Origin of the sequence: Sphingobium agrisoli, assembly GCF_041877245.1 — a bacterium.
Taxonomy (GTDB): domain Bacteria; phylum Pseudomonadota; class Alphaproteobacteria; order Sphingomonadales; family Sphingomonadaceae; genus Sphingobium.
In genome coordinates this window covers 1-13,579 of the sequence record NZ_JBHDJI010000012.1, presented here as the reverse complement: position 1 = coordinate 13,579, position 13,579 = coordinate 1, and the positions used below count along the sequence as shown (strand labels likewise).

Annotated in this window: 15 protein-coding genes; 8 read left to right on the top strand and 7 right to left on the bottom strand. The window is 62.1% G+C overall.

What is annotated here, in order from left to right:
- The first annotated feature begins 5 nt into the window (after positions 1-5).
- On the top strand, positions 6-443 hold the full coding sequence (locus tag ACETPF_RS17090) for a nuclear transport factor 2 family protein (RefSeq protein WP_373935764.1): 438 nt from the start codon (positions 6-8) through the stop codon (positions 441-443).
- Between the two features lie 47 nt (positions 444-490).
- A complete protein-coding gene (locus ACETPF_RS17085; protein ID WP_373935763.1) occupies positions 491-1,243 on the top strand; it encodes an SDR family NAD(P)-dependent oxidoreductase in 753 nt (250 codons plus the stop codon).
- A gap of 63 nt (positions 1,244-1,306) precedes the next feature.
- On the opposite strand, the gene ACETPF_RS17080 is transcribed toward ACETPF_RS17085, so the two are convergent.
- From ACETPF_RS17080 to ACETPF_RS17070, 3 genes are read right to left on the bottom strand one after another with little or no spacing between them, the layout of a single operon-like run.
- Positions 1,307-2,443, bottom strand: a complete 1,137-nt coding sequence (locus ACETPF_RS17080; protein ID WP_373935762.1) for an alkene reductase — start codon at positions 2,441-2,443, stop codon at positions 1,307-1,309.
- Positions 2,440-2,883 carry a DUF423 domain-containing protein gene (locus ACETPF_RS17075; RefSeq protein WP_373935915.1) on the bottom strand — a complete coding sequence of 148 codons (444 nt, stop codon included), beginning with the start codon at positions 2,881-2,883 and terminating at the stop codon, positions 2,440-2,442. The genes ACETPF_RS17080 and ACETPF_RS17075 overlap by 4 nt, the downstream gene beginning before the upstream one ends.
- 41 nt (positions 2,884-2,924) lie before the next feature.
- Positions 2,925-3,566: a glutathione S-transferase family protein gene (locus tag ACETPF_RS17070; RefSeq protein WP_373935761.1), complete on the bottom strand. Its 642-nt coding sequence runs from the start codon at positions 3,564-3,566 to the stop codon at positions 2,925-2,927.
- A 225-nt stretch (positions 3,567-3,791) separates the two neighbouring features.
- Here ACETPF_RS17070 and ACETPF_RS17065 point away from each other — a divergent pair, with 225 nt between their 5' ends.
- The gene (locus ACETPF_RS17065; RefSeq protein WP_373935760.1) at positions 3,792-4,544 is read left to right on the top strand and encodes an SDR family NAD(P)-dependent oxidoreductase; all 753 of its coding nucleotides are present in this window, start codon (positions 3,792-3,794) and stop codon (positions 4,542-4,544) included.
- A 159-nt stretch (positions 4,545-4,703) separates the two neighbouring features.
- Entirely contained in the window at positions 4,704-4,967 is a 264-nt protein-coding gene (locus ACETPF_RS17060; protein ID WP_373935759.1) for a LysR family transcriptional regulator, read from the top strand.
- A 122-nt stretch (positions 4,968-5,089) separates the two neighbouring features.
- Here the strand turns inward: ACETPF_RS17060 and ACETPF_RS17055 are convergent, their stop codons facing one another.
- Together ACETPF_RS17055 and ACETPF_RS17050 are read right to left on the bottom strand one after the other, a co-directional pair.
- On the bottom strand, positions 5,090-5,248 hold the full coding sequence (locus ACETPF_RS17055) for a hypothetical protein (protein WP_373935758.1): 159 nt from the start codon (positions 5,246-5,248) through the stop codon (positions 5,090-5,092).
- Between the two features lie 59 nt (positions 5,249-5,307).
- Positions 5,308-5,481, bottom strand: a complete 174-nt coding sequence (locus ACETPF_RS17050) for a hypothetical protein (protein ID WP_373935757.1) — start codon at positions 5,479-5,481, stop codon at positions 5,308-5,310.
- A gap of 185 nt (positions 5,482-5,666) precedes the next feature.
- Here ACETPF_RS17050 and ACETPF_RS17045 point away from each other — a divergent pair, with 185 nt between their 5' ends.
- Positions 5,667-6,323 (top strand): response regulator, encoded by a 657-nt coding sequence (locus ACETPF_RS17045; RefSeq protein ID WP_373935755.1) that lies wholly within the window; start codon positions 5,667-5,669, stop codon positions 6,321-6,323.
- On the opposite strand, the gene ACETPF_RS17040 is transcribed toward ACETPF_RS17045, so the two are convergent.
- The gene (locus ACETPF_RS17040) at positions 6,303-9,341 is read right to left on the bottom strand and encodes a sensor histidine kinase (RefSeq protein ID WP_373935754.1); all 3,039 of its coding nucleotides are present in this window, start codon (positions 9,339-9,341) and stop codon (positions 6,303-6,305) included. The two genes, ACETPF_RS17045 and ACETPF_RS17040, sit on opposite strands and share 21 nt — an antisense overlap.
- A 502-nt stretch (positions 9,342-9,843) precedes the next feature.
- Here ACETPF_RS17040 and ACETPF_RS17035 point away from each other — a divergent pair.
- Positions 9,844-10,290 (top strand): carboxymuconolactone decarboxylase family protein, encoded by a 447-nt coding sequence (locus tag ACETPF_RS17035; RefSeq protein ID WP_373935752.1) that lies wholly within the window; start codon positions 9,844-9,846, stop codon positions 10,288-10,290.
- Positions 10,291-10,480: 190 nt separating this feature from the next.
- Here ACETPF_RS17035 and ACETPF_RS17030 read toward each other — a convergent pair whose 3' ends face one another.
- Positions 10,481-11,479 (bottom strand): oxidoreductase, encoded by a 999-nt coding sequence (locus ACETPF_RS17030; protein ID WP_373935751.1) that lies wholly within the window; start codon positions 11,477-11,479, stop codon positions 10,481-10,483.
- Positions 11,480-11,502: 23 nt separating this feature from the next.
- Here ACETPF_RS17030 and ACETPF_RS17025 point away from each other — a divergent pair, with 23 nt between their 5' ends.
- Both ACETPF_RS17025 and ACETPF_RS17020 read left to right on the top strand, forming a co-directional pair.
- Positions 11,503-12,522 (top strand): AraC family transcriptional regulator, encoded by a 1,020-nt coding sequence (locus tag ACETPF_RS17025; RefSeq protein ID WP_373935750.1) that lies wholly within the window; start codon positions 11,503-11,505, stop codon positions 12,520-12,522.
- A 162-nt stretch (positions 12,523-12,684) separates the two neighbouring features.
- Positions 12,685-13,446, top strand: coding sequence for an SDR family oxidoreductase (locus ACETPF_RS17020; RefSeq protein WP_373935749.1), 762 nt, complete (start codon positions 12,685-12,687; stop codon positions 13,444-13,446).
- Positions 13,447-13,579 lie beyond the last annotated feature (133 nt).

The window sequence follows — 13,579 nt, the reverse complement described above, 5'->3', positions numbered from 1 at the left end:
CTACTATGATTGACCCGGTCACCCGTTTTGCATTGACCGATCTGGTTTCGGATTATTGCCTGGGCGTCGACAAGAAGGAATTGTCGCGATTTCAGGATATTTGGTGGCCCGACGCCATATGGGACATCGAATTCGTTCAGGCGTTCGAGGGCATAGACGCCATCACGGGCGCGGTCGAAAATATCGTCTGGCCGATGTGGCAGAACACGACCCATTATTGCGCCAATCATCGTTTCACGGCGGACGGCCCCGACAGCGCGAAGGGCGTCTGCGACGTCTATTGCATCGGCAATCTTGCCAATGGCGAGGGCGCGCATGTCGTCGCCAGCTATTATGACGATTTCGAACGGCGCGAGGGCGCTTGGCGCATCAAGCGACGCTTCGTCAACCAGCGCGCCTTCAACCTGCTGAAGGACCAGTCGCTTTCGCCCCCCGGTGGCTGACGCGAGAAAAAAATTCCCATTTTTACGATATATATCTGGAGAGTGACATGACGGGCAGATTGAATGGCAAGGTCGCGATCGTCACCGGCGCGGCAAGCGGACTGGGCGCGGCACAGGCGAAAATATTGGCGCAGGAAGGCGCGGCGGTCATGCTCGCCGACATATCCGATGCGGGCGCTGCCATCGCCGACGCTATCAAGGAAGCAGGCGGCCAGGCGGATTTTTGCCGCCTTGACGTCAGCAATGCGGATAATTGGAAGCAGGTGGTCGCCAAGACCGTCGAACGGTTCGGGAAACTGACATCGCTGTCCAACACTGCGGGCATCATTCATTATGCAGGCATCGAAGATGAAAGCGTGGAGGGATGGAACAGGGTCATATCGGTCAATCAGACCGGCGTCCTGTTCGGTATGCAGGCCGCCCTGCCCGAGTTGGTGAAACATGGCCGGGGCAGCGCGATCGTCAACGTCAGTTCGTTGATCGCCATGCTGGCTGCGCCCGCTTCCATCGCCTATGGCGCGACGAAAAGCGCGGTTCGCATGATGACCCGGATCGCGGCGATGGAATATGTGGGCAAGGGCATAAGGGTGAACACGATCATCCCCGGCCCGATGAATACCCCCATCACCGCCAACGTCCCGCCAGATATATTGAAGGCACAGACGGCGAAAATTCCGATGGGCGCTCTGGGCGATCCGGAAGACATCGCCTATGCGGCGGTCTATCTGCTGTCCGATGAATCGAAATATGTGACCGGGACGGAGATCGTCGTGGACGGCGGCTGGTCGGCGAGCGCCTGACACAATCCGGACGGCATGGCCGATAAATGGCCGGGCGCTCCATGGAGCGCCCGGCCTTTCCCTCTATTCCGGCATGATGGGCGTGACGGGCAGATCGGCGTCCTGCCGCTCCGCCGGATCGCTGTCCGCAAAGACGGGATAGTCGGTATAGCCGTCGCTGCCCTGTGTATAATAAGTCGCGACATGCGGGCGGCTGACATCCTGTCCGTGACGATAACGATCGACCAGATCGGGATTGGCGATGAAATGCTGGCCAAAAGCGATCAGGTCGGCGGCGCCGCTGCTGATCGCCTCTACCGCGCGCGACCGGCTGAAGCCGACATTCAGGATCAGCGGACCGTCATAATTCGACCGCATGGTGCCGAACACATCCCATTCGATGCCGTAGTTGCCGACATGAAGATAGGCGATCGACCGTTTCGACAGCGATTTGGCCAGGTAGCTGTAGGTAGCCAGTGGATCGCTGTCTTCTACCTGATTGAAAGCCCAGCCGGGCGACAGTTTGACCCCGACGAAGCCCGGCCCGGCCGCGTCGGAAATCGCATCGACGACCGCAAGCAGGAACGCCGCGCGCCGCTCCACATCGCCGCCCCATTCGTCAGTCCGCAGATTGACGTTGGTCGAGAGGAACTGCATCGGCAGGTAGCCCGAAGCGGCATGGATTTCCACGCCATCGATGCCGCTTTCGCGGGCCAGAAGCGCACTTGCCTTATATTCATCGATCGTGCGCAAGACATCCTGATGCGTCATGGCGCGCGGCGTCACATAGGCCCGCTTGGGCTTTGGCCATGGAGAATTATAGGGTTCGGTCATCGGCGGCGCGACGGCCGACGGTGCAAGCGGCGTTTCGCCATCCAGCAACAGCGGATCGGAAATCCGGCCGGCGTGCATCAATTGCACGAACAGTCGTCCGCCTGCGCCATGAACCGCATCGGCAACACGGCGCCATCCCGCCGCATGTTCCGCCGAATACAGGCTGGGCGTGAACAGATAGGCCCGGCCCATCGGCGAAGGTGAGGTGCCTTCGCTGATCATCAGCCCTGCCGACGCGCGTTGCCGGTAGAATTCCACATTCAGGTCCGTGGGCACGCCGTTCAGGCCAGCCCGGTGGCGGCTCATCGGCGCCAGCACCATTCGGTTGGGCAGGTCATGCCCGCCCAGCGTAAAGCGGCCCAGCAACGGCGTCGCGTCGAAGGTCATCCAACTTCCTTTCCATGATCGATGCACGGCCCTGAATGATCGCACAGGACAGGGGCCGCACCTACGGACTGCCATGGCGTTGATGGGGCGGCCGACAGACGGTCCACCTGCCCCGAAGCGATGATGAGAATGCACCAGCCCGCGACCAGCGCGCCGACGCCGGCAATGCCCGGCACGACCAACAGGTCCAGCGGCATGAACGGCGTCAAATAGAGAGATCCGCTGAGGAGCAGCGCGCCGGACAGGAAAAAGGCAGGCGCACGCCTGGCATCCGCAGCGCCCAGGTTCATGAAGGTGGCGCAAGCGAAACTGGCCATGGCATGGACGAACTGGATTTGCGCCCCGATCCGAAATTGCGCGGCATAACGCCCCGCATCCCCCAGATTGGCCCATATCCAGAACGGGACGGCGCCAGCGCAACTCAATGCGGCACAGCGCATCCACAAGCGCCGCGTCCAGCGGAAGATGGTCCGCCTGCGCGTCATATCGCTGGCAGATCGCGCAGGACAGCACTCGCCAGAGGCCGCGCCGCGACAGCCCGCGCGACAGCATCGAGCCGGGGCGTTTCCACAACATATGGCGCAACCTGCGGCCGCCGTTTCCACTGCGCGAAGACGAATGCATAGGCATCGCACAGCGAAAACCCGCCAGCCAATATGCTCGCCGGTCCCTGCACGGCCTGTTCCAGTTGTTGGAGGACGGCATTCAGAGCGCCCTGTCCCGTCGCGGTCACATCCTCCCGGCCGGCCAGCGTCTGCGCCAGCCGGTCGGGGCGCAGCAACGGACGAAACGCGATATGAACGGTGCCCGTCAGCGTCGCCATGAAGGCGACGGCCTGCGCCCATGCGACTGATCCGGCAGCCGGCAATAATTGCCGGTCCGGCGCAAGCGTCGCGATAAAGGCAAGAATGGCTGCGGTTTCGACGATCACCTGCCCATCGTCCAGGATCAACGCAGGCACCTTGCCCCAGGGATTGACCGAGAGATGCGCGGCGTGTCCCGCCTGCCCCGATGGAACATCGACGTTCCGCACATCGTAAGGCAGCCCGCTTTCCGCCAGCGCGATCAGCGCCGCAGTGGAACAGGACCGGGGGGAGTGGCAAAGAATCACGATCTGATCCAATTGAAATGATATGCCGGAGCAGTTCCCGCAAAGCGCCACGCCGTGGCCAGCATGCCCCTGTGTCCGGGATCGCACCCCTCACCCCTGCTGTCTTTGCCCGCCCGGCACAAAAGATGGACGCTTACGGCGCAGCCGGCCAAGCACGCTTGGCCTATTCCCGGTCGCTTGACACAAGGCTTGCCAACGGGGCGTCCCCCGCCCTGCAATCCATGCACAGGAGACTATATGAGCGACTTTGATGGCAAGGTGGCCCTGGTGACCGGCGGTGGCGCCGGCATCGGGCTGGCCGCGGCGCAGGCCTTTGCCCGTGACGGCGCGCAGGTGTTCGTAACCGGCCGCCGCGCACAGGCGCTGGAGGAAGCTATAGCGGGAACGACGGGATTGCACGGCATCGTCGCCGACGCGAGCGCGCCCGACAGCGCGGCGCAGGTTATCGCCCAGATCATCGATCGCGCCGGGCGGCTGGACGTGATCGTCAACAATGTCGGCGATGGCGCGGTAGGCCCGATGGAACAGATGTCGGCAGAACGTATCGCCGCCATCTTCAACGTCAACGTCATCTACCCCAGCATGCTGGTGGCGGCAGCCCTGCCGCATCTGGAAGCCACAGCCGGCCTGATCGTCAACATGTCCAGCACCTATGGCACGAAGGCAGGCGCGCCGCTTTCCCACTATGCCGCCAGCAAGGCTGCCATCGAACATCTCACCCGTTGCTGGGCGCTGGAGTTCGCGCCGAAGAAGATTCGCGTCAACGCCATTGCATCGGGACCGGTGGAAACCGGCTTCATGTCCAACCAGATGGGCCTGCCCGCCGACATGATCGAAGCGATCAAGGAACATGAACGCAACACCATCCCGCTGGGACGCCGCGGCGTGCCGGCCGATGTCGGTGAATGGGTGGCGGCCATCGCCCGCCCAAGGCTGGAATGGATGACGGGTCAGGTGATCGCCGTCGATGGCGGGTTGCAGATACTCTAGACTTGTGAACGGATGGAGCGCGCTGGGCGGCCGGCCCGCCAGACGCGCTCCTTCCGCAACCCTGCCTGACCGGGCAGCCGGGGCGGCACGTTGCGCAGCATCGCGTAAGGAAGCTCGCTTCCTATGCGACGGGAGTAAGCCATGTCCCATCAACCGCGTGTGGAAAGCCTGACCATATTCGTCCGCGTGGTGGAAACAGGGTCGTTCAGCAACGCCGCGCGGATGTTGCAGATAACGCCTTCCGCCATTTCCCGAAGTATCGCCCGGCTGGAAAAGCGGCTGTCAACGCGCCTTTTCCAACGTTCGACCCGCTCGATCGACCTTACCCCGGCAGGCAAGATCTATTTTCAGCGGGTCTGCCCTATCTTGCGAGAGATTGAGGCGATCGAGGCCGACATACAAAGCATGGACGCCCCCTCTTAGAGCCGATCGAGAGAATGAGGGGCAGATACTTGGTAGAAGGTGTCGCCGATCCGAACGGCCTCCTTCATGATCGCCGTCCCTGCCTCCGATGGCTGAGCGGGCACCACTCTGGAGGGAGACGACTAACTGAAATCGATGCTCCAGCGCCCTGCGCCCAGCGCGGCAAGCTGAAGGAGCCCACCAGCGATCGCGATATTCTTGCCGAGCAGAACCCATTGCATCTGTTCGGGCAACGCTCCGCCAGACATCGCTCCGGTCGCCAGCGTGAAAAGTGCCAGCATGGCGGCAATGGCCCGCGTCTTGTATCCGATTGCGATGAGTGCACCACCGATCGTCTCGATCAGGCTGCAGATCCGATCGAGGCCTTTACCATGACCGGGTTCTCAATCTTTGCGATCCCGCCCAACAGAAATACGAGCGATATCGCAAGACGTCCGAGCAGTTGAAGCGCATCGCTTACCGCCGTCGAAAGCGGATCGATGCGCCGTCCCCTATCGGTCGGCCTGGCATTCATCAGCGCATTCCCTCCCCCCGCAAACGCAGATGCGCGTAAAAGGCCCTATGCCATCGGCAGAGCGTCGGCTGGGGACGGGCGCTTGAGAATACCCATGTGGGTAGGTCGGACAATTATAAATCTGTCGCACGGTAGTCCGATTCAGGGTAAAGGAGCGACGCCCGAACGAAAGGTGGGCAACTATCATGGCTGTCCTCAAAGCCCCCATCAAAGTCCTGGTCGTGGATGACCATCCCCTTCTTCGCGACGGCATTTCCGCGCTGATCGGAGGTCAGGGTGACATCGCGCTGTGCGGCGAAGCATCCAGCGGTGCCGACGCGCTGGAGCTTTACCGCGAGCTCATGCCCGACGTCACGCTTATGGATTTACAAATGCCCGGCATGAACGGCTTCGACGCGCTGGTGGCGATCCGGACCGAGTTTGCCGATGCTCGCATAATCGTCCTCACCAACTACAGGGGAGATGTCCCCGCAAGAGCGCTGCTGCGGTCGGGGGCCAGCGGGTATCTGCTCAAAAGTGGCGTGCGGGGGCAGTTGCTCGACGCGATCCGCAAGGTTCACGACGGCGGCACCTACGTGCAGAGCGAGATACTGGAGGATTTCGAACAGCATCCCGTCAGCGAGCACCTGAGCAGACGCGAGATCGCAATCATGAGAATGGTGGCGCGGGGACTTACCAACAAGGAGATCGCGAGGGGCATCGGCGTCTCCACCGAGACGGTGAAGGTCGCCCTGAAGAATGTCTTCTTCAAGCTCGACGCGAACGACCGTACGCAGGCGGCTATCACCGCGGCGCGCCGGGGCTTTCTCGACCTGTCGACCTTAGAGCGGCCAGAGGCGTGAGAAGAAGCCCGCGGGTTTGTTGACTTTGCGATAGGCGACGCCGGCAGGAACGTCGAGCACGACCTCCGTGCCCTCTCCCGCCTGGCTCCTGACCAAGACGGAACCGCCTATGACCTGTGCACGCTCGCGCATGCCCACAAGACCGAAGTGGCCTTCGCGGCGCCCGCTGTCGAGGATAGCCTTGGGAATGCCACGGCCATCGTCATGCACACGCAACCTGAGTGAACGACGGCCATAAGAAGCCACCAATTCAACCTCCGCCGCTCCCGCATGTCGTCCTATGTTGAAAAGAGCCTCTCCCACGATCGCCTTTATTTCGGCCAAGGCCAGGGGATGGATCTCCCGCGGAGAGCCTAGTTCGACTATCTGGATGTCGATTGCGTCGCCCAAGAGCGCATCGTCGACGGCATCCTGGAGAGTGCGACGCAGATCACCTTCCATGTCGCTGACCCGCAGGTCGCGTACGCTGTCGCGCCCCTGCATCACCAGATCGTCCGCGCGATCAAGCGCTTCCTCAAGCGAGCGGCGCTCCTCGCTTCCCGCAGCGAGGCGATTGGCTATCGCCTGGATGCGGAACATGAAGCCCTGCACGCCCTGCAAGAGCGTATCGTGCAGATCGCGGGCGATGGTTTCACGCTCCATGAGGCGCTGCTCGAGCCTGCCACGCATCTGGGCCGCAACCTGGGCAGATCGCAGCCGAAGGAGGAACCATAAGATCAGAACTGCGGCAACGGCCAACACTATGGGAAACCAGATGGACTGCACAAAGGTGGGCACGACTTCAATGTCCACCCAGGCGCCGTCCCGGTTCTCGATGCCGTCCTCATTCATGCCGACGACCCTGAAGCGATATCGCCCCGGAACCAGATTTGTGTAGAATGCCTCGCGACGCCGGCCGCTCGATGTCCAACCGTCATCCTGACCCTCGAGCATGTACATCGCTTCGGTGCGATCCGGATTGGAAAGGCTCAGCACGGAGAAGTCGATCTCGATATCGGATTCGCCGGCCTTCAGCCTGATCGCTTTGGGGTCACGGTATGAACGGTTGCCGACCCTGACGCCCGACACCCACAGCTTGGGCGGATGCATGTTGCGAGCGAGCCTGGTCGGATCGATCCAGGCTACGCCTGATTGGGTCGCGATCCAGATCCTGCCGTCGCCGCCTTGGACGATCGATCTCCTGCTATGATCATGGGGCAGGCTCGAAAGCCCGGAATCCTCGTTGAACAATTCATATCTCGGCCGATAGGCCGGCTTCGAGAACGCCGCCTCAGCCTCCGCGCGCGGGATTTTTATGATGCCGGCGCTTCCCGCGATCCAGTGATCCCCCTCGCGCGTGACAACGATCCCATTGATGTTGACGAGGCTGGGGAGCCTGTCTTTACGCAGCTGCTGCCAGCGTCCACCGAGGAGCCGCGCGACGCCATCGGGTCCACCGACATAGAGATCGACCCTCCCAACGCCCCTGGGAGGCGTGTAGAGTGTCACCGGCTGAGGATCCTGGATGCTGAACGGCACCGCCATCGCTCCGACATCCGGAGACGCGACATATCTCAGCGTCCTGTAGCTCCACTGTGCCAGCACCCGCCCATGCCGATCCGCGATCATGGATCGCGGGCGGAAGTCGGGCCCGGTTGTCCCGAACATCCGCTCCCAGCGCTGGCCCCGAAGCCGATACAGCCCCCCTCTTGCAACGCTGATCCAATAGTCGCCACGAGCATCGAACGCGCAATCATATACGGTAATGTCCGTGGGCAAATTGGGCCTTGTGCCGACTAGCCGCCCGTTCCTCAACACATACACCGTTCGGTACAGCGTAACCCAGACGTCCCGGTTGGGAGCCTCGCAGATGGTGCTAGGGCGCTGATCGGCGACCATCACTGATTTGGGATCGTCGCCCGGGGTGACACGATAGATACGGCTCGCCTCGGCGATGAAGACGCTTCCGTCGCGCGCTGCAAGAAGCTGATCACCAAAGACGTGCGGATCGCGAAGTTTCGGCACGGCCACCACCGACGCACGGCGGAAGCGATCGATGCCCTTCTCCGTGCCGACCCAGATATTGCCCTCAACGTCCTGAAGAAGGCGCTCCGTCACATTGGATGTAAGGCCGTTCTGTTCCGTGAAGCGCTCCACGACCGCTGATGCCTCGGACCGGCTGGAGGCGCCTCGGGGACTGGGACGCTGCACCCGCTGGACACCGCGATATTCCGTCGCGACCCACAGATTTCCATCCCGATCGAAGATGGTGAAGCCCCTGATCTGCGGACGGTCCGTCATGTAGGGGAACAGGGTCTTTGGGGAAGCCCCCCGCCCCTGCTCCCCCGTTATGGGATAGCTGCCCCGATCGGTGCTGAGCCACACCCTTCCCACCGGATCGATGGCCATGCGCGCCACAGTAGCGTTCCACGGCTGGCGGGGTGAAAATCGATCACGAGCCACGTCCAACCTGAGGATCGCACTCGCGTGGGTCAGCCAGACGGCGCCAGCAGCGTCCACCACCATGTCGAATGGATTGCCCGATGGAATTCCATCGCGCCGGCCGTACCGCTTCCACCTGCCATCCCTGTAACGAAACAGGGGATCGTCCTCGGCATCGCTCAGCACCCAGATCGCACCGTCCGGTCCCTCCCTCATCGTCGAGACACGATGTGTGACCGGAGACGGGGGAAGCAGCTTGAGGACGCCGTTTCGATAGATGGCAAAGCGATGAGAACCGGCAAAATTGACCCAGACGTCTCCATTTCGGGCGACGAGCACCGCGGACGGATGGCCTTCGACACTTGGTCGCGGGGGCTGGATGTGCTCGAACCGCGCGCCATCGAACCGGTAGAGCCCCTGCACCGTCGCCAACCAGAGGTAGCCGTCCCGGCCCTGGGCAAGCGAATAGACCTGCTTGGGGGCATCGCGCTCACGGCCCCACTTCTGATGGGTATAGGTCGCGAAGGCCGCAGATGGCGACCAAACCGGTGTCCGACCGCCAGTGGGCGACGCGATCAGCAGGGCGAGCGCCAGCATCGGCGGCACGAACCTCACCAATCGCCTGACCAACCCCCAGCACATGCCGCACTTGCCCATTCTTCATCTGCGACGCGGCGAGCCTGCACATTCACCGAAATCGTCAAAGTCGACCTACACTCAGGCCCTCAGCCCGACAACGTAGGGGCGACCTTTCCGCCCGTCCTTATCGGGTCGCACCCACCCGCTTGCGCCCATGGAGGAACCCGCGACCCCAAGTGACGCCTTCTTTTGTGCAGCGACATACCCAGATGGGTATGGCCTTGCGGCCATCCGCATTTCACGGGCGCTCGATGCGAATGCCCGCATATCTGCACTTCATATTCAAAGGGATCAGCAGACGACACGTCCGACCCTGAACCTAGACGACCGTATGAAAAGGCTTCGCCCTACACCTGATCGCGGGTCGCGATGGCCTGCGGCATCAGCCGTGGCTGCATCAAGTGAAGACCATCGCGAAGGCGAAAGATGAATCACGGATTCCAGAGGAAAGGAACACGCCATGAATCGACTGAATTGGCCGGAGGTAGCGCCCGCCGGCGCCAAAGCTCTCTATGGGATGCACCATTACATCATGACCGGGACGAACCTTCCCGAGGAACTGATCCATCTCATCTTCCTGCGTGTCTCGCAGATCAATGGCTGCGCGCACTGCATCGACATCCACACGCGCGATCTGCTCAAGACCATGTCGATCGACAAGGTCGCCCTCGTGCCGGTATGGGAGGAAGTGCCGCACCTGTTTTCCGACCAGTACCGGGCTGCACTCGCGTGGGCCGAGGAAGTCACCAACGTCAGCGAGACGCATGCTTCCGACGAAGCCTACGCCGCTGCCGCAGAGGCGTTCGGGCCCAAGGATCTTGTTGATCTGACCATCACCATCGCCGCGATGAACGCCTTCAACCGCCTGGGTGCGCCCTTCCGCCTGCCAGTCGCCGCCAAGCCCTGATCGACCCTGGGCGCGGCGCAGCCGCGCCTTGCCTTGGGCCAAGGCGGGAAGGCAAAACGATGCGACGCCGAGGGCCGCCCTCTCGAGGTCGCGCCGACGGCTGGGCAAAGTCACGACATTCAGGGCTTGGGGTTTTGCTTTATATGATCGCCGAGACAATCAAGGATTTTATCCTTTCGCGTCGCGGCGATCAGATCGACCGGCCAGTCCAATCCTCCGACAGCGCCCATAGGCGGTCCGCTGCCTCGTCATCCATGGCCCATGGTGCCACGCCTTTTCGGCCGAGCTGGTGCTTATTGACCTCCGCGATGTTGCAATCCTCGCAATAGACACCTCCAAGGCCTTCCAAGGCAGGACTGGTCGCGCACCAGAGGCTCGTCGCGGCCCCCTGCTCCACGGTCTTCATGCCAGCCTCCGGATCGATCTTCGGCTTCCCGTCGGCATCAAAGGCGTCGAAGCCATTCAACTCCTCCTTGGAAAGATGACGCGCCAGATCGGTGATGATCTGCCCTGGGTGGAGGGAGAAAGCGCGGACACCGTGCCCCTGCCCGCGTCGGTCGAGTTCACGCGCAAACAGGGCGTTGGCTGTCTTCGATTGCCCATATGCCGTCCATTTGTCATATTCGCGGTTGCGGAAATCAACGTCGCTGAAGTCCACCGGTGCAATTTGATGCCCTCTGGAGGAAACGCACACGACGCGCGCGCCGCTCGCTGCAAGCGCGGGCCATAGGGAACAGACTAGTCGATAATGGCCAAGATGATTGGTCGCAAACTGACCTTCGTGACCGTCCGCGTCCCGAAACGGGGGGCTAGCCATCACCCCCGCACTGTTGATGAGGATTGGCAGATGACGACCGCTTTCCAAAAAGCGAGTCGCAAAAGCACCGACAGATTTTGCATCGATGAGATTCATCTCTACCACTTCGATGCGGTCAAGGCCATCGAGCGCGGCTTTTGCCTTTTCAAGGTCACGTGCGGGTATGACGACCTCGGCTCCCGCCTTTGCAAGAGCGCGTGTGGTGGCGAGCCCGATGCCGGAGTAGCCACCGGTCACGATTGCCGTCTTGCCGGAGAGGTCAACACCCTCCGTGACATCGGTTGCGGTGGAAGCAGGGCCGAAGCCGGAATGGATTGGGGTCTGTGGTGTTGTCATGAAGCAATCATGGACCATATTGTTGGGACGAAACATCGCAAATCGTCGGAAATTCTGTCTTGATAATCCAAAATGCGCCCATCGACCCGCTCTCCGACCTGCTCGCGCTGGTTCAATCGCGGCCAATGTGCTCCGTCCGGCTCGAAGCGGGAGGGGCGTGGTCGCTTAGGTTCCATCCGCAGACATGCAAATTCAACGTCGTCCGACGCGGAGAGTGCTGGCTTGTGATTGGGCACGAGAGGCGCCGCCTGGGCCCGGGCGACTGCATAGTGATCAAGCACCATGCCGAATTCGTGCTGGCAAGCGATCCGGACCTCGAACCTGTCGATGCGGCGATCGCGTTCGCCGACGATACGTTTGCCGGGCACTACGGCGTCGGCGCCGATGTCGAAGTCCTCGGTGGCAGCGTCACCTTCGGCGCTGACGACGCGGCTCAGATCCTCGATCTCCTTCCCTCGACCCTAGTCATCGATGCAGGCGACGCACGAGCGCGCCCTATCGCATGGCTGCTCGACCAGCTGGATGCGGAGTGGCGAAGCGGGCTCGCGGGTTCTCGTGCCGCCTGCGACGACATCCTGCGGCTCATGTTCGTCCACGCGCTGCGTGCCCACCTCGACAAGATCGGCAGCGAAGCCCCCGGTTGGATCGGAGCCCTGTCCGACCCACCAATCGCGGCCGCCATACGCGCCATCCACGAGCGGCCATCTCACCCCTGGCGTCTGGAGGAGTTGGCAGACATCGCACACCAGTCCCGATCCACATTCGCTTCCCGCTTTCGGGAGAAGGTGGGCACGACCCCCATCGAGTATGCCTCCGGTTGGCGATTGACGATTGCCGCAGCGCGCCTTCGCGCTGGCACGGAATCGGCGTCATCGATTGCCGGGACGCTCGGCTTCCTGTCCGACAGCGCATTCGGGGCTGCGTTCAAGCGACGCTATGGTGTGTCGCCCGGACAATATCGCAGAGCAGCCGCCTCGGAACAACTCCAGGACGTTCGACAAGCGCTGGCCACCGAACCCGAGAACGTGCAGGGTGCAGGAGCGGTCGCGCGGATCCTGATCCCCGGCGGCGACGGATAAGAAACACCCCCGGCGAAACGGCCCATCCGCCGGGTGTTAGGCGTAACCTTCCCGCTGCCCCCTACCTTCGTATGATCGGAGTGGGACCAAGCGATGATCCACGCATCGGGGCCGACCGGCTATCACCAAACTTGACGCAGACCGAACGCCGGGAGACAGCACATGCGGATAGTGGTCATAGGTGGCACCGGACAGGTAGGTTCGAAAGTCGTGCAGGGGCTGGCCGGCCAGGGTCACGATACCGTGTCGGCGTCTCAAGAGTCTGGCGTCGACATCATATCCGGCAACGGCTTGCGGGACGCCGTCGACGGCGCCGACGTGGTCGTCGATGTGACCAACAAGATCACGATGGAACGCGGAGCGGCCATCGCCTTCTTTGAGACAGCCGCCCGAAACATTGTTGAGGCAGAAGTCGCAGCGGGTGTGAAGCACCATGTCGCCCTGTCCGTTCTTCGGAGCGATCGTCTTGCGGCAAGCGGCTACATCGCCGGGAAGGTTACCCAGGAGCGGCAAGTCGAGAAGGGGCCCGTGCCTTATACGCTGGTTCGGGCCGCACAATTCTTCGAGCTCGTGCCGATGATGGTCCAGGCCGGTGCGGTCGATGGCGTCACTAGGTTGACCGGGGTTAAGTTCCAGCCGATCGCCGCAGCGGATGTAGCCCAGACGTTGATCGAGCGCGTGCTAGCCGGACCGATCAACGGGTCGTACGAAATCGCGGGGCCGGAGGTGTATCGCATCGACGAGCTCGCGGAACGATGGGCTCGCGAGACTGGAAGCGCCGCAAGGATCGAAATGGATCCGGACGGCACCTACTTCGGCGCACCACTTGAGGACGAGACGTTGCTGCCAGGTCACGATGTCCACGTAGGGACGACGACCTTTGAGCAGTGGCTCGCAAGCCAGCCGAATTCGACAAGGGCCTGATCATCCCCGCCCAGCCGCTTCGACAACATCGTAAAGGAGAGTTGGACTTGTAACGGTTTTGTGCCGGTCACTTGAGAGTTTAAGGCTCGTTCAAGGAGACCGACGAGATGATCAAGCATAGTGAAGAGTTCAA